Annotated in this window: 23 protein-coding genes; 14 read left to right on the forward strand and 9 right to left on the reverse strand. The window is 30.0% G+C overall.

Features of this window, described 5'->3' with window-relative positions:
- The first annotated feature begins 124 nt into the window (after window positions 1-124).
- A complete protein-coding gene (locus Q0649_RS02335; protein WP_298836830.1) occupies window positions 125-1,132 on the forward strand; it encodes a phosphodiester glycosidase family protein in 1,008 nt (335 codons plus the stop codon).
- Between the two features lie 18 nt (window positions 1,133-1,150).
- Window positions 1,151-2,167 (forward strand): eIF2A-related protein, encoded by a 1,017-nt coding sequence (locus Q0649_RS02340; protein ID WP_298836832.1) that lies wholly within the window; start codon window positions 1,151-1,153, stop codon window positions 2,165-2,167.
- Between the two features lie 56 nt (window positions 2,168-2,223).
- Here the strand turns inward: Q0649_RS02340 and Q0649_RS02345 are convergent, their stop codons facing one another.
- The 3 genes from Q0649_RS02345 to Q0649_RS02355 form a co-directional block, all read right to left on the reverse strand.
- Window positions 2,224-2,982 (reverse strand): hypothetical protein, encoded by a 759-nt coding sequence (locus Q0649_RS02345; RefSeq protein ID WP_298836834.1) that lies wholly within the window; start codon window positions 2,980-2,982, stop codon window positions 2,224-2,226.
- Window positions 2,983-3,118: 136 nt separating this feature from the next.
- Window positions 3,119-3,319, reverse strand: coding sequence for a hypothetical protein (locus Q0649_RS02350; protein WP_298836840.1), 201 nt, complete (start codon window positions 3,317-3,319; stop codon window positions 3,119-3,121).
- A gap of 138 nt (window positions 3,320-3,457) precedes the next feature.
- Entirely contained in the window at window positions 3,458-4,084 is a 627-nt protein-coding gene (locus Q0649_RS02355) for an ankyrin repeat domain-containing protein (protein WP_298836841.1), read from the reverse strand.
- A gap of 367 nt (window positions 4,085-4,451) precedes the next feature.
- On the opposite strand from Q0649_RS02355, the gene Q0649_RS02360 reads away from it, so the two are divergent.
- Window positions 4,452-5,687, forward strand: a complete 1,236-nt coding sequence (locus tag Q0649_RS02360) for an ATP-grasp domain-containing protein (RefSeq protein WP_298836843.1) — start codon at window positions 4,452-4,454, stop codon at window positions 5,685-5,687.
- A 69-nt stretch (window positions 5,688-5,756) separates the two neighbouring features.
- On the opposite strand, the gene Q0649_RS02365 is transcribed toward Q0649_RS02360, so the two are convergent.
- Window positions 5,757-6,629, reverse strand: a complete 873-nt coding sequence (locus Q0649_RS02365; RefSeq protein ID WP_298836845.1) for an AraC family transcriptional regulator — start codon at window positions 6,627-6,629, stop codon at window positions 5,757-5,759.
- Between the two features lie 185 nt (window positions 6,630-6,814).
- Here Q0649_RS02365 and Q0649_RS02370 point away from each other — a divergent pair, with 185 nt between their 5' ends.
- The 6 genes from Q0649_RS02370 (at window position 6,815) to Q0649_RS02395 (ending at window position 12,239) form a co-directional block, all read left to right on the forward strand.
- On the forward strand, window positions 6,815-8,563 hold the full coding sequence (locus Q0649_RS02370; RefSeq protein WP_298836884.1) for an ABC transporter ATP-binding protein: 1,749 nt from the start codon (window positions 6,815-6,817) through the stop codon (window positions 8,561-8,563).
- A gap of 1 nt (window position 8,564) precedes the next feature.
- Window positions 8,565-10,349 carry an ABC transporter ATP-binding protein gene (locus Q0649_RS02375; RefSeq protein ID WP_298836847.1) on the forward strand — a complete coding sequence of 595 codons (1,785 nt, stop codon included), beginning with the start codon at window positions 8,565-8,567 and terminating at the stop codon, window positions 10,347-10,349.
- A 259-nt stretch (window positions 10,350-10,608) separates the two neighbouring features.
- A complete protein-coding gene (locus Q0649_RS02380; protein WP_298836849.1) occupies window positions 10,609-11,253 on the forward strand; it encodes an SGNH/GDSL hydrolase family protein in 645 nt (214 codons plus the stop codon).
- Between the two features lie 162 nt (window positions 11,254-11,415).
- Window positions 11,416-11,802, forward strand: a complete 387-nt coding sequence (locus Q0649_RS02385) for a hypothetical protein (protein ID WP_298836851.1) — start codon at window positions 11,416-11,418, stop codon at window positions 11,800-11,802.
- Between the two features lie 6 nt (window positions 11,803-11,808).
- Entirely contained in the window at window positions 11,809-11,967 is a 159-nt protein-coding gene (locus Q0649_RS02390; RefSeq protein WP_298836853.1) for a hypothetical protein, read from the forward strand.
- Between the two features lie 20 nt (window positions 11,968-11,987).
- The gene (locus Q0649_RS02395) at window positions 11,988-12,239 is read left to right on the forward strand and encodes a hypothetical protein (protein WP_298836855.1); all 252 of its coding nucleotides are present in this window, start codon (window positions 11,988-11,990) and stop codon (window positions 12,237-12,239) included.
- Here the strand turns inward: Q0649_RS02395 and Q0649_RS02400 are convergent.
- The 4 genes from Q0649_RS02400 to Q0649_RS02410 all read right to left on the reverse strand — a co-directional run bounded on the left by Q0649_RS02400 (window position 12,197) and on the right by Q0649_RS02410 (window position 13,103).
- The gene (locus Q0649_RS02400; RefSeq protein WP_298836857.1) at window positions 12,197-12,619 is read right to left on the reverse strand and encodes a family 43 glycosylhydrolase; all 423 of its coding nucleotides are present in this window, start codon (window positions 12,617-12,619) and stop codon (window positions 12,197-12,199) included. The two genes, Q0649_RS02395 and Q0649_RS02400, sit on opposite strands and share 43 nt — an antisense overlap.
- Window positions 12,620-12,698: 79 nt before the next feature.
- Window positions 12,699-12,872 (reverse strand): AraC family transcriptional regulator, encoded by a 174-nt coding sequence (locus Q0649_RS02405; protein WP_298836887.1) that lies wholly within the window; start codon window positions 12,870-12,872, stop codon window positions 12,699-12,701.
- Entirely contained in the window at window positions 12,794-13,018 is a 225-nt protein-coding gene (locus tag Q0649_RS23005) for an AraC family transcriptional regulator (protein ID WP_367179339.1), read from the reverse strand. The genes Q0649_RS02405 and Q0649_RS23005 overlap by 79 nt, the downstream gene beginning before the upstream one ends.
- Window positions 12,945-13,103: a hypothetical protein gene (locus Q0649_RS02410; protein WP_298836859.1), complete on the reverse strand. Its 159-nt coding sequence runs from the start codon at window positions 13,101-13,103 to the stop codon at window positions 12,945-12,947. Before Q0649_RS02410 ends, Q0649_RS23005 begins: the two co-directional genes overlap by 74 nt.
- A 475-nt stretch (window positions 13,104-13,578) precedes the next feature.
- On the opposite strand from Q0649_RS02410, the gene Q0649_RS02415 reads away from it, so the two are divergent.
- Together Q0649_RS02415 and Q0649_RS02420 are read left to right on the forward strand one after the other, a co-directional pair.
- A complete protein-coding gene (locus Q0649_RS02415) occupies window positions 13,579-15,069 on the forward strand; it encodes an alpha-N-arabinofuranosidase (RefSeq protein ID WP_298836861.1) in 1,491 nt (496 codons plus the stop codon).
- 5 nt (window positions 15,070-15,074) lie between these two features.
- Window positions 15,075-15,338: a DUF6171 family protein gene (locus Q0649_RS02420; RefSeq protein WP_298836863.1), complete on the forward strand. Its 264-nt coding sequence runs from the start codon at window positions 15,075-15,077 to the stop codon at window positions 15,336-15,338.
- 13 nt (window positions 15,339-15,351) lie between these two features.
- Here Q0649_RS02420 and Q0649_RS02425 read toward each other — a convergent pair whose 3' ends face one another.
- The gene (locus Q0649_RS02425) at window positions 15,352-16,272 is read right to left on the reverse strand and encodes a transcriptional regulator (RefSeq protein ID WP_298836865.1); all 921 of its coding nucleotides are present in this window, start codon (window positions 16,270-16,272) and stop codon (window positions 15,352-15,354) included.
- Window positions 16,273-16,525: 253 nt separating this feature from the next.
- On the opposite strand from Q0649_RS02425, the gene Q0649_RS02430 reads away from it, so the two are divergent.
- The 3 genes from Q0649_RS02430 to Q0649_RS02440 are packed head-to-tail and all read left to right on the forward strand — an operon-like array spanning window position 16,526 to window position 18,320.
- Window positions 16,526-16,939, forward strand: coding sequence for a hypothetical protein (locus Q0649_RS02430; RefSeq protein ID WP_298836867.1), 414 nt, complete (start codon window positions 16,526-16,528; stop codon window positions 16,937-16,939).
- Between the two features lie 41 nt (window positions 16,940-16,980).
- Entirely contained in the window at window positions 16,981-17,613 is a 633-nt protein-coding gene (locus Q0649_RS02435) for a DUF1292 domain-containing protein (protein WP_298836869.1), read from the forward strand.
- Between the two features lie 47 nt (window positions 17,614-17,660).
- Entirely contained in the window at window positions 17,661-18,320 is a 660-nt protein-coding gene (locus Q0649_RS02440; RefSeq protein WP_298836871.1) for a PspA/IM30 family protein, read from the forward strand.
- Window positions 18,321-18,399: the final 79 nt, after the last annotated feature.

The raw sequence follows: 18,399 nt of genomic DNA on the forward strand, positions 1-18,399 counted from the left end.
GTTAAAATATATGTCACAATAGTGTAATGCTGGATGTAGTGTGAATTATTTTTACCTATAAAAGTTAATTTTATTAAATCGTGTTATATTATAAAACAAGATTTTGAAAACATAGGAGGAAAAAATGGGATCAAAAAATATATCAAGGGAAATAAAGAATCACAAATTAAGAAACTTTATATTTTATTTGATTTTTGGATTGTTATTTACAGGAGTTACTGCTCCAGTAATTATATTTCATGGTCCATTTACTAATGTTAAAAAAACAATTGTAGATGCAGCGATGACTACACTTAGTCATCAATGGATTGCAAAGGTATTTTTGTCTGATGCAGAAATTCAAAAAATTCGAAATGAAGATACATTGCAGGTTATGCACCAAGTAAATAATGATAGTATTAAATTTATTAGTAGTCATGACAATAGTATTGAGAGATATGATATTTCTAATGGAATAAAGTTTAAAGGTTATCTTCTTATTATTAAAGATCCAACAAGAGTAAAGGTTGGGTACAGTAATAAACTAGGAACTGAGGGTGAACTAACAAGCCAGATAGCTCAAGATAATGGCGCAGTAGCTGCTATTAATGCTGGTGGATTTTCTGACTCATCTTCAACTAATGCGAAATGGACTGGCACGGGTGGAAAGCCAACAGGCATTATTATGAGTAATGGAAAGATTAAATTTAACGATATAACAGATCCAGATAAAAAGGTTGATGTTACTGCAATTACAAAAGATGCACAGCTTCTTGTAGGTCCTTACAGCTTGAATGATTTGAAGAAGTTTTCTGTAACAGAAGCAGTTTCTTTTGGACCAGCACTTGTAGTTAATGGTCAGGAAACAATAAAGTCTGGAGATGGAGGATGGGGAATTGCACCAAGGACCGCAATAGGACAGCGCAGTGATGGTGCTATAATATTACTTGCTATTGATGGAAGAACAGCTAAAAGCCTAGGTGCATCACTTAAAGATGTACAAAATATAATGATTCAATACGGTGCATATAATGCATCTAATTTAGATGGTGGGTCATCAACTAGTATGTATAATGATGGAAGTATCATTAATAACCCCTGTAATGCACTTGGAGAAAGGGCAGTTCCATCTGCTTTTATAGTTAATAATTAACAGATAGGAGAGTAGGTAATGAAAAAAGTATTTAAAAAACTGAGATTATGCATTATAATTTCATTAATTGTACAGAGTGGTGGATTTTTCTATTTGAATAATTACATTTTAACTTCAAGTACTACAGTTAAATCTCAAAAGGTAGGAGACTCAACGCAAAGTAATAAGACTTCTGTTTCAACGTTTAAAGTGCCAAGTAACGCCACAACTATAAATGTTTCTTACGATGCAAGTTATATTTCCTATTACTTAAATGATGAGTTATATGTTGTTAATACTCAAACAGGTAAGAGCGTTAATATACCTTCAACTAATGGGGCTAAAATATCGTTTTGCAAATGGCTTCCAGATAGAAATAGAATGCTTATTTGCGAAACATTAAACAGAAATTTATCATTATCATATTATGATGTTACACAATCACAAAAGAGTAAAGTATCCGATATTTTGATGATTAGTTCAACATCTACTGTAAAGGATATTGAAGCATCACCATTAACAAATGTAATTTATATAAAAGTTAAAAATGGGTATAAAAATTATTCTATATATTGGGTAAATATAATGAAATCAAGAAAGAAAGTCGTTACTAAGTCTGAATACATAGGAAATATACGAGTAGTACCACATGAAGACAAAATGGTGTACGAAGATTTAACAAATAACAAGGTATATGCAACTGGGCCAGACCATGTTTTGAACTTCGGTGGTTCCATAAAATCATGTTTACTCTCAATAGATAATAATGATGAGGTTTATGTTGGAGATATGGATAGTAATGATAAAGTTGATAAGATACATTACGGGAAATTAGGAGGCAATTGGAAACTATTTTCATTAGAAACACCAGTAAGTAAAAACCAGCTGTTTGTTACTGGTAGTGGAAAAATTTATTTAAATGATAAGATTAAATGTACAGTAAAAGAAATGCAGACAAGTAAGGAAACAACTTATAAAGGTACATTTATTCAGTCATATAATAATGGAATCGCATCACTAAGTGGTGGGAGTTTAGTTAAAACTCCTTTCAATTAGGGGGTTAACAAGAGAGTGTTTTAGCTGAAATAAAATTAAGAAATTTAGGCTAGATATTATCTAGCTCCAATTAATCTTATTGGTATATACCCCTTTTTTATTAATATACTTTTAGATCTTACATCTTTCCTTGCTACTGGAATAGGTTCAAAGGGTATAGCTGTTGATATGTTTTGTTCATACACATTTAAATTATCACTGTTTTGTTTATCAGAATCTATATACAACATTATATGTCCTTTTCCTTTTCCATTATCTAAAAGTAACGCATCTGTTGGCTTTAGATCATTCCATGATATTTGGCATACGTATTTTTTACTATCATATTTTATATCATTATAAAGAGAAAGGGTAGTCTGTCTCTTTATGCCCCAGGCTGTACTTACTAAGGCAGAGCAATCATTACCGTATAAGATCTTACTGTTATTAATTTTTGATAGAAAGTTATTTGGAGATGATACCTGATACAAGTCCATACTATATGGTACACCTATATATGTTTTTCCTTTAATAAAAACATAAGAACACTTTTTTTCAACTAAATTATGATCGGGAATCCATTTTACTTCTGTCATTGCTTTTGCTTTATTAAGAATTTTTTCTTTTGAAACATTAACTGAAGTAGAGCTAGTAACCTTCGATATGTATGTTATAGAATTATTACTTAAAGAATAGGGTAAGATTTTAACTATATTAGTTTGTTTTGTATTTTTACTATCTGAATTATGGTTAGGAGTAAATATAATAAAAACAAATATAAGGAGGATTATTATAGATATATTTAGCAATGTTTTTTTTATAACTTTAATGAGCATGTCCTAATTTCTCCTTTCCTTAAAAAAATATATTACATGTATTAGTATGCAAGGCACAAAAAAAATATTACATATTAAAGCAAACACTAAAATGTGAAAAACAATTGATTTAGATAAAGGATATAAAAAAAACACCCTAGGGTGCTTTTTCTATATCTATTAAGTTTTCTTCCATAGTTTTAAATTCACTAATTACTGATTCATCAGGCCTCTTTGTTAAAAGGCTTCCAAGGATAACAGCTATAAGTGATAGACTAAAGCCTGGAATCATCTCATATAAATGTGCTGATAGTCCAGTAAGAATCCATATAATAACGGTTAAACCGCTTACAATCATGCCAGATGAAACATATAATCAGAAATATTTTTAGTCTTTCTGTAGGAATAGTATCCTATCACAAGTAAAATGAGTAAGTACAAAATTATTGCCAAAAGCGAGTAAAAATTCATTTAAATCTCCTTCATTCCAATTATATTATTTATTTGCATTGTATTTTATCAAGATATCGGCGATTTTTTTATTTTTACAAAGACCCAAGGGAGTGTATCCCGTAGAATTTATTGAATTTATGTTAAATCCTAAATTTATTAGGGTCTTTAAAAATTCTTCGAAATGTTCATCAAAACAGTTGATATAATCATCATGAAGAAGAGTGTTTTTATATTTATCCTTTGCATTTATATCTGCTCCATATTCTACAAGTAAATTGAGAAGTTCCACAGAATAATTAAAGCTACAGTAAAATATAGGAGTTTTACCTGATATGTTGATAGCATTAACTTTAGCACCTTTTTTAAGTATCATAGTTATTACATCTATATGAGGTTTAATCCTTGCACAAAGTTTATGAAGAGGGGTTTCTAGAAGTTCACTATTATGAGCATTAATATCTGCACCATTATTAATTAAAAGCATAATATTTTTAAAGTAATTATTTTGGCAATTATCTAAGGCATAATAAAGTAAATTTTCAAGTTTAGGATTTTGGTTTAAACTTTTAGCTCTATTTAAATAATTAGTTATTTCTTCTATATTGCCCTCATCTATAAATCTATAAATTGATTTAGGTTTTGCTGCGAATAAGTTAGAAAATATATTCATATTAGTACCCCCTGTTGTTTAAATGTTTTTTTATAAATATTAAAATTATAGTTTTTGAATTTATTATTTTTAAAGTTATGAAGTTAATTATACAATATTCTTCGATTATAAAGCAAACATATGAGGGAATACTTCATTTAATATTAAATGGAGCAATTATAAAATACGATATACCCGAAAATAGCACTAATAGCTAGCATATGTTTCGTTTTTATCTATATTTCGACTATACCTAAATATACACAGAATTATAACATTTATCCTTAGTTTATGGAGTTATGGAAACAGATAAGCCTATGATACCATATAAGTTGTAAGTTATAATTAAAAAAAATTGTACTTTTAAAAAAATATATGGAGGGAAAAAATGAATAAGAAAAAAATTGTAGCGTTTGTTGAACCAAGTTTTTATGGGGTAGGTTTTGTAAGGGCTGCATTTGATTTAGGGCATAAAATAATTTCAATAGTGTCAAGTGAGAACAATCCAAAAGAGTATGGGTATGAGGGGCTGTATGACGATATTATAATTGCAGATGTTAGAGATGAAGAATCAATATTTAATGCTATAAAAAATTCGAAGTATTATGGAAAGTTAGACGCATTAATACCTGCAGCAGATTATGTATCTGCGATTACAGCTAAAGTTGAGGAGAGATTGGGACTTACAGGTCTATCATATGAGGCAGAAGTTAAATCTAGAAATAAAGATTTAGCCAGAGAAGCATATAAAGAGCATGGTGTACCTAGTGCTAAGTTTAAGAAAGTAAAAAATTATGTAGAGGCAATAAAAGCAGTAGAAGAGATCGGATATCCTGTAATTATAAAACCTACAAACTGTGAAAGTAGTCAAAATGTTTTTTTTATTAAGAATAATATTGAATTGCAAAGTGCAGTAAAATGTATGGAGAATTTTAAAGAATCTTATATGGGATTTAAAGTTCGCAAAGAGTTTTTGATTGAAGAATATCTTGAAGGACAAGAATTTAGTATAGAAGTATTTTTACATAATGGGAAGAAAGCTTTTTCTTCAGTAACAGAGAAAATAGTTTCTAAGCTCCCATATTTTGTTGAAATAGAGCATGTAGTACCTACTTCAGTGTATTTAGATAAACAAAAGGATATAATTGATGTGGCAATCAGTGCTGTAAAAGCTTTAGGAATTATGAATGGCCCATGTCATGTTGAGATTAAACTTTCTAAAACAGGGCCAAGGCTTATAGAGGTAAATGGAAGACCAGGAGGGGACAACATATCTTCAGACCTATTAATTAATGCTTTAGGTATAGATCTGTTTAAGGCAACGATTAATTATTATTTAGGAGAAGTTATAAGTCTTATACCTTCGCAACATAAGGCTGCAGCTGTTGCATATTTAATTGCCCCAAAAGATGGGGTTTTATCAAAAGTTAATGGATTAGATGATTTAAAAAACAATAAGAATGTTATACGTTATAATATGGATTTTAAATCTGGAGATGCAGTTAGAATGGCGCAGAACTCAGATGAAAGATTAGGGTACATAATAGTAAAAGGAGACATTCCTAAAGAAGCAAAGAAAACTGCATTAGATTTAATTAACTCACTCGAGATTGTTTATAAATAAAATCAGCAATAGGGTAATATTAAAATACAAAAGCGCCTGTGAAGGCACTTTTTATATTTTGGGACTAATTTATGCATTTAATTTGATAAGTTGATTATCATTTGATTTATGTTTTATTTTTGATGGAGGATAACCATAATATTTTTTGAAAAGTTTGCTGAAGTGATACATATCAGCATAACCAACAGATAAAGCTACTTTTTTTATAGATTGATCACCAATTTCTAGAGAGTGTTTTGCTTTTGAGAGTCTGAGTTTTATTAGATAGTTTATTGGTGAGGTACCGGTACTTTCTTTAAAAAGTTTAGATATATAAGCTGGACTAAGATACATATTTTGAGATATTACTTCTAAAGAGAGACTATGCATAAAATTTTCGTTTATAAATTCTAAAACTGTATTAACAATAGTAGTGTTATCATAGCTTTTAAGATTTAATATACCCTTTTGTTTTAGAGTTGTGCTTTCAAAAGTTGCGTTAAAGAGAATGGAAAGAAGTTTAATACCAAGACCTTTTAGAGATAATTTTAGGGCTGGTTGATTTTTGCTTTGCTCTGAAATCATGTCTGAACAGAGTCTTAAAAGTTCATTTTCGTATTTAGATACGTTAATAATGGGTGATACATGACTTTCAAGAAAATGATTTGGCAATAGTCCTTTTATGTGAAGGTTTTCATAACCTACGTGGAATTCATGGATTTCACTACCCCTGGGAATGATTTTTCCATGATATGCATGAGGGTTGAAAATAAGCAGGTCCCCTTTTTTAACAATGTGTGGAACACTACTAATATTGTAGGTACATGTGCCAGATAAAACATATATTATGGATAGAAAATCATGGCAATGATAGGTTACATCACTTTTATCATTGAATGTTTTCGTGAATGTATATAACATTTTGGGATTAAAATTATCTAAATCAATTTTTAAATTACACATAATCTACCTCTGTAAAATTATTATAAGTTTTATTTCTATTATAAGTCATTACATACAATTAATCAAAGTATACTTAAATTTTGGTCTATAAAATAAGAATTGACATTAAATTAGTATGGATAGTACATTTTATTATATAAGAATATACATGATAATGGGATAGAGAAAAAAGATATGGGGTGGAAATTATGGCTTTTAGATGGGTTTGGAAATATGCAAAGAAATACAATATTAAAATAATAGTTGGTTTTATACTAGTTATTATATGTTCTGCTATGAATATGGTGGCACCATATTTATCTGGAACAATTGTAGATAAGGTTATTGTTGGAAAAGAAAGTAATATATTAATTCCTTTACTCGCAGTTATTACAGCAGTAATATTGCTTAGGTCAATATTAAGGTATGTTTTTTTGATCTTACTTGAAAATATGTCTCAAGATTCTATATTTGATATTAGAAATGATATCTATAGCAATCTTCAAAAACTTGATTTTGATTTTTTTGATAAAACTAGTACAGGAGATATAATGAATAAAATGACTGGGGATATCGATGCAGTAAGACATTTTCTTGCGTGGGTTGGGTATAACGTTATAGAAAATTCATTTATATTTTTATTTGGAATTGCAATTATGTTTTCAATAAATTATAAACTTACATTAATTCTACTTTTGTTTACGCCTCCAATAGCTTATTTTGCAAGAAAGTTGGCAATAGACGTAAAGCCAACTTTTTTTAATGTAAGGCAACAGTTCTCAAAACTTAATTCAGTGGCACAAGAAAATATAAGTGGTAATAGAGTAGTAAAGGCCTTTGCTAAGGAAGAATTTGAAATTAAAAAATTTGGGAAAGAAAATGATGAATTTAAAAAAAGAAACATTGAGTCTGCAAAAGTTTGGGGAAAATATCTTCCAATTATAGATTCTCTGTCCATAAGTCTTAATATAGTAATTATTCTTGTAGGTGGTATTATGGTAATTAACCAAAGTATGACCATAGGAAATTTAGTTACTTTCAATGCTATGATATTTACAATAAACAACCCAATGAGAATGGCAGGTTGGTTAATTAATGATATACAAAGGTTTTCGGCTTCTGGCGAGAAAATAATGGAGCTGATGAATACTAAGCCAAAAATCAAAAACTCGGAAAATCAAGTGGAGGAAGATAGGATAAAGGGGAATATAGAGTTTAAAAATGTAAACTTTAATTATGGGGATGAAGAAGTACTTGAGGATATAAATTTGAAAGTAAGTCCAGGTCAAACCATTGCAATTATAGGACATACGGGGTCTGGTAAATCTACTTTCGTAAGTTTGTTATGTAGATTCTATGAATGCACAAAGGGAGAAATATTAGTTGATGGATATAATATAAAAGATTTTAATCTAAGGCGGTTACGTAAAAATATAGCAGTAGCTATGCAAGATATATTTCTTTTTTCAGATACTATTGAAGGAAATATCGCCTATGGGTTACCAACAGCATCAATGGATGAAGTCAGATGGGCAGCTAGCATTGCAGGTGCTGATGATTTCATTAACAAGATGGAGGAAGGATATGATACGATTGTTGGTGAAAGAGGCGTAGGGCTTTCTGGAGGCCAAAAACAAAGGATTTCCCTTGCGAGAGCACTACTAAAAAATCCGTCTATAATAATACTTGATGATACTACCTCTAGCCTTGATATACAAACAGAGAATAATATAAGACATTCACTAGATAAATATTTTAAAGATAAGACTACATTTATTATTGCACATAGAATATCTTCAGTAAAAAATGCGGATATGATATTAGTACTTAATAATGGAAGAATTATAGAAAGAGGAACTCATAGTGAATTGCTGGTAAAGAAGGGTGAATACTACAATGTGTATATTAACCAATTTGGCAATTTTGATGATGCAAAGGGGAAGGAGGTAGTTTAAAATGGCTAGAAATAAATATGATGTAGATGAGGAGTTAGAATCAGAATTTAATATGGGTCATGTTAAAAGACTTTTGAGATATGTTATACCTTATAAGAAAAAAATGGTTACAACTATAGTAATTATGTTAATAGCATCAGTTGCAAATCTTATTGGCCCTTATCTTATTAAGGTAGCACTAGATAGTAAGATACCAAATAAAGATGTAATGGGACTTATAATACTTAGTTTAATATATTTTTTTACGGTAATTATTAATGGATTTTGTTTAAATATAAAAATAAAGTTTATGACAGATATTGGGCAAAGTGTAATTTTAAATATAAGAAAAGATTTATTTAACCATCTACAAAAACTTCCGTTTAGTTATTATGATAGCAGACCACATGGTAAGATACTAGTAAGGGTCGTTAACTATGTTAATTCCTTAAGTGATCTTTTATCAAATGGTATCATAAATTTAATTACAGATAGTTTTAGTTTGATAGTCATTATTGTATTTATGTTTTTAATAGATGTTAGATTAACGCTTATTGGTCTTGTGGGACTTCCAATACTCGTAGGCGCTGCTTTTACTATTAAATCGCTTCAAAGAAAAGCATTTCAGATTTTAAGTAACAAATCATCAAACTTAAATGCGTATATTCATGAAAGTATATGTGGCATGAAGGTCACTCAATCTTTTTCAAGAGAAAAAGAGAATTTAAAAATATTTAATGAGCTAAGTGATAATTATAGGAAAGCTTGGATGCATGCTATAAAAATTCAGTTATTAATGGGGCCTTTTGTAGATAACATTGGAAATTTAGTAGTTGTTGCAGTTTATATTATGGGAGTGGCATGGATTGCAAATGGTTCTATAACAATAGGTGTACTCATAGCTTTCATAGCATATATAGGTAGATTCTGGGGGCCAATAAATAATATTGCAAACACATATAATGATATTATAAATAACATGGCTTATTTGGAAAGAATATTTGAAACAATGGATGAGGAACCTAATGTTAAAGATTTAGCGGGAGCTTATGAAATGCCTAAAATAAAAGGCTTGGTAGAATTCAAAAATGTGAATTTTTGTTATGATGATGGGCAAAGAATATTAAATGATGTAAACTTCAAAGCAAGTAAGGGAGAATCTATAGCACTAGTAGGTCCTACGGGTGCGGGGAAAACAACAATAATTAATCTTATAAGCAGATTTTATGATCTTGAGAGTGGAGAGGTGCTTATAGATGGAGTAAATGTTCGAGATGTATTACTTAATTCATTAAGAAGACAAATGGGCATTATGCTTCAAGATTCATTTATATTCTCAGGTACTATAATGGACAATATAAGATATGGCAATCTTGATGCAACAGATGAAGAAGTTGTTGCTGCCGCAAAGGTAGTTCGCGCTCATGAATTTATATCTACATTAAGTGAGGGATACAACACCCAGGTAAATGAAAGAGGTTCAAGACTATCAGCAGGTCAAAGGCAGTTAATATCTTTTGCAAGAGCATTACTTGCAGATCCAAGAATTTTAATATTAGATGAAGCAACTTCAAGTATAGATACTGAGACAGAAATTCTACTTCAAAAGGGACTTGAAGAACTTTTAAAGGGAAGGACGTCGTTTATAATAGCACATAGGCTTTCTACTATAAAGAATTCAGATAGAATAATGTATATTGATAATGGAAGAATTGTAGAATCAGGAAGTCATGATGAACTTATGAAATATAAAGGTGAATATTATGAGCTGTATATGAGTCAATATAGGATGCTTGAGGCTATTTAGGCGCAGTTAATAATATTAAATATTGGTGAACAAAAGCGGGATAAGCCATTTTAAGGTTTTATTCCGCTTTCATTTGTCATATTGATAAATAATGTTTGTATAATTATATTTACATAGATGTTAATATCTTGTACAATTGACCGAAGGTGGTGAATATTGACTATAAAAATTTAACACCAAAGCAGTTCAAAAATGCTTACATTAAGACGTCTTTAAATATTATATAATAACTATGTTACGAATAGAGAGGTAGGTAAATATGATGGATAAAAGATCAAAATGGCAAGGTAAAAAAGTTAATTTTTTAGGGGATAGTATAACTTGTGGATATGGTACAACAAAGATTTATCATGAGATTATTAAATCCAAAATTGGGTTAGAGGTAGCGAGAAATTATGGAATAAATGCTACAAGAATTGCAAGCTGTGCTCATGATGAGGATAATTCTATGTCTGTTAGGTTTTCTAAAATGGAAGATGATGCAGATTTAATTATAGTGTTTGCTGTAACAAATGATTTTGGACATGACTTATCACCAATTGGAGAATTTGGGGATAGGAGTACAAGTACATTTCATGGAGCTTGTCATGTATTAATGAGAGGGCTTATAGAAAAGTGCTACGATAAAACAATAGCGTTTATTACATCACTGCATAGAGAATTTCATGAGGATGTTTATTATGAAGAAAATGCAAGCGGAAATGGATTAGAGCAATATGTAAACATAATAAAAGAAGTAACACGATTTCATTCCTTGCCAGTTTTGGACCTGTATTCTGTAAGTGGAATGCAACCTAAAGTACCAATAATTAAAGAATTATATATTCCAGATGGATTACATCCTAATGAAGCTGGGCATGAAAGACTTGCAGAAAAAATAACAACTTTTATGGAGACACTTTAATTAACATTATAAGATTGACGTAGTAATTAATAAAGCATATACATCAATTTGGAGGTGACAACTTGCTATTATTTTTATAGCAAAATTATGACAGAAAAAACAACTAATATATTTGAGAATAATGCATCTGCAATAGTTATATCATAGACTACTAATAGTATAATGAGAATAAGTGAGGGCATACATACCTATAGGACTTATATAAAACCAAGAGAATACGGTGATTTTATATGGAGAATTTGGCATTGTAATACTGTTGATTCAACTTGGGACGAGGGGTTATTATCTAGGGAAAATGACGCAGCAACTGATGGAGCATGGCTTTATAAAGCTAAGCAAACTGATGAAGTAATAATATGTTTAGGTGTAAACGATATAGGTATATTAAACAGAAATTATGAAGAAATAATAATGGATTTAACAACTATAGTAAATAAATTAAAAGGAGATAGGCCTTTATTGAAAATTATTTTATGCACTGTGCCACCATTTGATTTTATAGATGAACGAGAGGTTATATGGACAAGGGTAAACGATTTCATATTGTAAGATTCTTTGCCAAACGTAGATAGAATATTTGACATAACGGTTGATTTGTCTGCAAAAGCACCAAAAGAAAATATGGCAAAACAAGAGTATCACAGTAATTTCGATGATCCACATCCAAATGGTAATGCTGCAACTGATATGGCAGATGTTTTTAAAATAGTATAAATAATATAGGAGTGAATAAAGTGAAAAAACTTTTAAATTGGTACAATAATCTTAGTGTAAAATGGAAGTTTATTTCTACATATTTAATAATTTTGACTTTCCCGATTATTTTTAGTGGTATATATTTATATATTCAAGCCTCTAATTCAACAATTGATGAGGCAAAGTTAGTTATGGAGCAAAATTTAATGATGATTAAATCTAGTATTCTACAAAAATCACAAGTAATTCAAAATATAAAGGGTTCTTCTATAGGAATAATATCATCCTGATATGTTCCATCAATAATTTCATACATATTATCAGGGTTAATTTCAGCAACAAATGAACTCTGATATCCACAGTAAATATAAACTTTCCCATCATCGTCAACAAGTACACCGGGGTCAATGAACCAACCATTACCGAAGCAGTCTTCGCCCTTGTCATTTGGAATATTGTACTTGTATTTTGAAACCAACTTAAATGGGCCTTCAGGTCTGTCACTTACCGCAACACATCCCTTTGCATCCACTATATATGCATAAAGATAGTATTTTCCATCCTTTTTGACTACATCTGGTGCATAAAGATAGCTATCTGTCCAGAGTGTGTCTGATTTATGATCGCGATCATCTCTTGTATGGAAGATATGGATTTGGCATATAAACACCTCTTAAAAAATTATCATGCATGTATTCTTGTATATACTAGCACATTTAAATATTAATATCTATTATATATATATATATTTATTTGAAAGTTCGGAATTGCTTTGGCGTGAGCATGATTCTTTTTTTTAAAACACGACTGAAATAATTATTATCACTGAATCCACATTGCATGGCTATATCAGATATAGGGATTCGATTTTTCTTAAGTAAGCTACAGGCAAGTTTATTCTCAGTGAAAGGATGTAGTTTAATGGCGTGGTATGGTAGGTTTCAGTGAAAAGCCTTGCAAAATGTCTTGAAGAGTAATGAGAAATTTCAGCAAGTTCATTTATGGATAGCTCTTGAGTATAATGATTTTCTATGTATGAAACCGACTTGGCAATGTTCTTTAGTAAGATATGGTTCTAATACAAATAGTGCATGAAATCCTGCACTTTTCTTAATATCGTAATCGGCTGAAAGTAGATCTTTTGGGCGATACATTATATTACAAATTACAAAATTCTCAGTATCTTCATAACCGTGGGAGATATCATTGCGTACATATATACTCTCCTTTTAGTTTGTATTTTGCTATAAGATAGTGTAATAATCATACATACTAATATTTAGATGTGCTAATAGACTAAAGTATAACATAAACCAAAATTTTATGAGATATTTATATGCTAAATCCATAGCTGCCATCTTTATTATTATGAACATAATGATCAATTAAAGTGGAAAGGTTATTCCCCAACCTTTCTTAAAAAAAATATTTCTAATTTTTACATACTTTATTAGGAGTAAGAATTAGATATTGAATATCTAAATGAAACAAATAAAAATATTAATTTATATGTTATTGTTGACCTCAAGTAAATTTTAAATTATAATATAGTTAATACTTATATTAAGATGTTAATTGTATTGTTAATAGCATAGATATTTAAAATAATTGTTAAAAGGGAGTGTAATAATGGCTAATTTGAAGAAAGCAAAAATCATTATTAATGCTGATGTCAAGAAGGGTAAAATCAACAAAAACATTTATGGTCAGTTCTCAGAGCATCTAGGAAGATGTATTTATGAAGGTGTTTGGGTTGGAGTTGATTCAACTATCCCAAATACAAATGGAATTCGTAATGATGTAGTCCAGGCTTTAAAAGAACTTAAAATTCCAGTTCTAAGATGGCCAGGTGGATGTTTTGCTGATGAGTATCACTGGAAGAATGGAATAGGCGACCCTGAAAGTCGTCCAAAGATGATTAATACTCATTGGGGTGGAGTAGTTGAAAATAATCATTTCGGAACACATGAATTTTTTGAGCTATGTGAGCAACTTGAAACAGAACCGTATATTTGTGGAAATGTTGGAAGTGGTAGCGTTCAAGAAATGAGTGAATGGGTAGAATATATGACATTTGATGGAGTTTCACCAATGGCAGAACTACGAGCTAAAAATGGACACGCAAAAGCTTGGAAACTAAAGTACTTTGGTGTTGGTAATGAAAATTGGGGTTGCGGTGGAAATATGAGACCAGAATATTATTCGGATCTTTACAGAAGATATTCTACCTATACAAGAAATTATAAAGGAAATAAACTTTTTAAAATAGCAGGAGGTGCTAATTCTAACGATTATAACTGGACTGAAGTATTAATGAGGGAATCTGCTGAGTTTATGGATGGATTAAGTCTTCATTACTATACAATACCACTAAAGTGGGATGATAAAGGCTCCGCTACCTTATTTGATGAAACTGAATGGTTTAAAACGATGGGAAAAATATTATACATGGAAGAGCTTGTAGTTAAACATGGTACTATCATGGATAAATATGATCCAGATAAACGTATAGGTTTAATAGTTGACGAATGGGGTACTTGGTTTAATCCGGAAATTGGAACAAACCCTGGCTTTCTTTATCAACAAAATACTATAAGGGATGCTTTAGTCGCAGGTATTGGTCTTAATATATTTAACAATCACTGTGATAGAGTACAGATGGCAAACATTGCTCAAATGGTAAACGTGCTTCAATCTATGATATTAACGCAGGGAGATAAAATAGTACTAACCCCAACCTATCATATATTTAAGATGTACAAGGTACATCAAGATGCGCAACTTGTATCTACAGTGACAGAATGCGCTGAATACGTGAATAGTGATAAATCTGTACCTGAGTTAAACGTTTCCGCTTCTGTTGATGATAATGGAATTCTTCATATCTCATTGTGTAATATGGATCCTAATGAAGATGTCGAAATTTCTACTGAACTAAGAGGAGTTACTTACTCAAAAGTATCAGGAAGTATACTTTCATCTGATAAAATGAACGATTATAACAGCTTTGAAAATCCTAATAATGTTACTGAAGAAGAGTTTAAAGATTTTATATTAAAAGATAATAAGATTACAATAATTATGCCAAAAATGTCTGTTATTGTACTTAATGTAGTGTAAGTAAAATGAGAAAATGTAAAGCTTGCTCTGCCAGTGTTATAGTTTCTGAAAATGAGATTGATGAGATGCTTAATATAATAGTAAGGGGTAATCAATTTAAACTTGCCTCTGAGGATGTTTATGATAAACGTTTAGATATTTGCTTTAGTTGCAAAGATTTAGAGTATGGGACAACTTGCCTTCAGTGCGGTTGCATTGTGCAAATAAGGGCAAGGATACTAGAATCTACTTGTCCTTATCCTCAAAAATCAAAATGGGACTTACGTTAACGTAAGTCTCATTTTACTCTGTATAATATAGTTTGAATATTATGTCCTGATCATAATTTCCAAAACCACTTCCAAAAACCGTTAAACCACCTATGTGTTTAGCATCTGCGGCTACTTCTAATCTTAAAATCCATTGTTTATTCCTAATATCTACATCAGATAATTTAATACCTGATATTTTTACTCCATCAACAAAGGAACCTTTATCATTTATTTTAATGATTTTTAGCATTCCATACTGATTAATATCCTTCATCCACCAGTTAGGAGTATATTTTCCTTTTATATCAGCAAAGTCACCAGGGCTAGTCCATTCTCCAATTTTAACTCCATTAAATATAAAAGAAATATCAGAGGGCCAGTTATTGTTAGCACCAGGTGCTTCAGAGCTAATTTCCATAGATATTTCTAGTTCACTAGGATTTTGTGTTGATAATAGATAATTAGGCAATTTATATTCAACAAATCCTTGAGTAAACCATAAAATTTTTGCATCTACTCGTTTTGAATCTAAAAAATACCTTGTATCATCAAAATAACCAATGATTTTTTCAGTAGTTGCAAGTCCGCAAGTTGGAGTAACTTTAAAATCAGTATATTGGCCTATAGGAACAATATATTCATGACTTTTTATAATCTCCTGTGTATTTTTTGGGAAATCTATTATTATACTATCAACAACTAAAGAGCATATTTTCTGTACACCACCATTACTTTTGGTGCGTTCTCCTTTTACAATTCCAGCTTTTTCTAATTTATTAATATGCATAGTAATGATCGCACTACTCAGTTCTAGCTTGGTTGCAATTTCTTTTACATTTAAAGGTGTTTGTGAAAGAAGATTAATAATTTTAATTCTTACAGAACTATCTAATGCCTCATATACGGAAAGCCATTTTTCACTTATATCAATTTTCATATTTATTCCTTTCATAATTCAATAATTAACATAATTATAAACTTGTTAATTATTATTGTAAAGTGTTTACACAATTCAGTTGGTGATTAAATTGAGGATTATGTTGTAGGGGTTACGTATTCAAAGATAAGCTATTATTAATACTTTATTCATGGTATTATATAATTGTAAATGTGGACAAATATGGTTTAGATTAACATAAAACAAATAAAATAAAATATAAATATTAGTAATAAAGAATTTTCACTAAGTGGGGGATGAGATAAGCTTGAAGAAATTATCAAAGGTATTATCAATACTATTAATGGTAGCAATGCTCGTAACAATCAATTTCGATGTGTATGCTAGATCAAGGTCTGGTGGATTTAAATCAAGCGGTAGTCACAGTAGTTCTAGTATTAAAAGTTCAAGTAGTAGCAGTAGTGGAGGGTTTAAATCAAGCAAAAACTATAGTAAACCATCGACATCAACAACAAATAAATCAACAAGTACAACTAGTAACACAAGTGGAACTAAAACACCAATTGTCGGTAGCAATAATTACAATACTCATAGAAGTTTTATGCCTATGATGTTTTTTGGAAATTCATTTGGAGGTTCTATATTTAGGTATGCAAGTTTAATTATTATTTTATTAATAGCGTTCTATGTGTACAAATATATTAAAAGAAGACGTAAGTAAAAAGTAATTCATAATATCGATAGTAAAGGAGTAAGATTTTAATGGGTAATGAAAAGGAATATTTAAGTGAAATGAGCGAAATTTATGTAAAATCTCATGGTGACCTATTTTTAAAGATATATTCTAATGAGTTTCGCGATGATACATTAAAGAATAAAGTTAAAGCGTTAAAATTTGAGGAAATATCTTTGAAGTTCATTGATATAATAGATAAATCTATTAAAGAGTCTAATAAACTAATGCATTTTGCTGTAGATGATACTAAAGAAGTTAGTCAATATTATAATAAGTATAGGAGTCAATTGGATCAAGTTCAAAATTGTTCAAAGTGTGAATGTATAGATTGTGCATATGAATGTCCTTTTAGTTCTTGTGGTAATTGTTTATCAGGATGTAGAGTAAAAAGCTGTGATAAAAAAGAAAATTGTGTAATCGACAGTACTAAGACACTTGATCTGTACGATGATAATAAAGAAAGAAATGTTGTATTTGAGATATTAGCAATAGTAGAAAGTAAATCATATGATAAAAAGTATATACTACTACAAGAAAAGGAAAATGAGGATAATAAACAAATGTATATTATGACAGACGGACTATCAGATACTGAATATATAAACATAGAAAATGAGGAAGAACTGGAAAATATAGCTGGACTATTCATGGAGAGCTAGTATACAATGTAGACAATCATTAAAGATAATAAGGAGGAATATAAACAATGGGAATATTTGATAGATTAGGTAATAGTTTGAAAGCGGGAGTTAATAAGATAATGGATGCAAATGAGGATACAGCAGCGCTTATAGACCAAGCTATAAGAGATAAAGATTCATCTTTAAATGAAGCTAAAACCAAATCAGCTGTAGTTTTTGGAAATGTAAAAAGACTTGAAAGAGAAATGAATTCAGCAAAGGAAGATATGATTAATTGGGAGTCTAAGATAAAACTTGCTATAGAAAAAGGTAACGATGAATTAGCTAGCAAAGCAATTGCTAAACAAAAGGAATGTGAAGCTACTAGCGTATCATTATCAAAATCTTATAATTCAGCTAAAATTACTGCAGATAACTTAAAGAAAAGTTTAGTAGATTTAGAAGAAGATTTAAAAGATTTAAGAGGTAAGAGAGATGGATTAATAGCTAGACTTAAAACAGCAGAGGCTGCAGAGCAGGTTAATGCAATTACAGCTAATATTAAAACAAAAGATAATAGTATTGATTTAGATAGATTAGAACGTAAGATAGAGGAAAAAGAATGTTTAGCAGAAGGCTTAGGAGAACTTAAAGTTGAATCTTTAGAGGATGAATTTGAAGCTCTAGAGAAAACATCGGTAAGTGATGATTTAGCCGCTTATAAAGCTAAATATGCAAAACAATAATTAATAGTAGGCATTAAATTGCAATAATTAAAGGGCATGCCAATATTTCTAATAGAGATGTTGACATGTCTTTTCATTT

Origin of the sequence: uncultured Clostridium sp. (genome assembly GCF_937920395.1) — a bacterium.
Taxonomy (GTDB): domain Bacteria; phylum Bacillota; class Clostridia; order Clostridiales; family Clostridiaceae; genus Clostridium_AD.

Excerpts from the sequence above, each read along its gene's own strand:
- Q0649_RS02335 (WP_298836830.1), top strand. The coding sequence starts at position 125 with ATGGGATCAAAAAATATATCAAGGGAAATAAAGAATCACAAATTAAGA.
- Q0649_RS02340 (WP_298836832.1), top strand. The coding sequence starts at position 1,151 with ATGAAAAAAGTATTTAAAAAACTGAGATTATGCATTATAATTTCATTA.
- Q0649_RS02345 (WP_298836834.1), bottom strand. The coding sequence starts at position 2,982 with ATGCTCATTAAAGTTATAAAAAAAACATTGCTAAATATATCTATAATA.
- Q0649_RS02350 (WP_298836840.1), bottom strand. The coding sequence starts at position 3,319 with ATGATTGTAAGCGGTTTAACCGTTATTATATGGATTCTTACTGGACTA.
- Q0649_RS02355 (WP_298836841.1), bottom strand. The coding sequence starts at position 4,084 with ATGAATATATTTTCTAACTTATTCGCAGCAAAACCTAAATCAATTTAT.
- Q0649_RS02360 (WP_298836843.1), top strand. The coding sequence starts at position 4,452 with ATGAATAAGAAAAAAATTGTAGCGTTTGTTGAACCAAGTTTTTATGGG.
- Q0649_RS02365 (WP_298836845.1), bottom strand. The coding sequence starts at position 6,629 with ATGTGTAATTTAAAAATTGATTTAGATAATTTTAATCCCAAAATGTTA.
- Q0649_RS02375 (WP_298836847.1), top strand. The coding sequence starts at position 8,565 with ATGGCTAGAAATAAATATGATGTAGATGAGGAGTTAGAATCAGAATTT.
- Q0649_RS02380 (WP_298836849.1), top strand. The coding sequence starts at position 10,609 with ATGATGGATAAAAGATCAAAATGGCAAGGTAAAAAAGTTAATTTTTTA.
- Q0649_RS02385 (WP_298836851.1), top strand. The coding sequence starts at position 11,416 with ATGAGAATAAGTGAGGGCATACATACCTATAGGACTTATATAAAACCA.
- Q0649_RS02410 (WP_298836859.1), bottom strand. The coding sequence starts at position 13,103 with ATGTATCGCCCAAAAGATCTACTTTCAGCCGATTACGATATTAAGAAA.
- Q0649_RS02415 (WP_298836861.1), top strand. The coding sequence starts at position 13,579 with ATGGCTAATTTGAAGAAAGCAAAAATCATTATTAATGCTGATGTCAAG.
- Q0649_RS02420 (WP_298836863.1), top strand. The coding sequence starts at position 15,075 with ATGAGAAAATGTAAAGCTTGCTCTGCCAGTGTTATAGTTTCTGAAAAT.
- Q0649_RS02425 (WP_298836865.1), bottom strand. The coding sequence starts at position 16,272 with ATGAAAGGAATAAATATGAAAATTGATATAAGTGAAAAATGGCTTTCC.
- Q0649_RS02435 (WP_298836869.1), top strand. The coding sequence starts at position 16,981 with ATGGGTAATGAAAAGGAATATTTAAGTGAAATGAGCGAAATTTATGTA.
- Q0649_RS02440 (WP_298836871.1), top strand. The coding sequence starts at position 17,661 with ATGGGAATATTTGATAGATTAGGTAATAGTTTGAAAGCGGGAGTTAAT.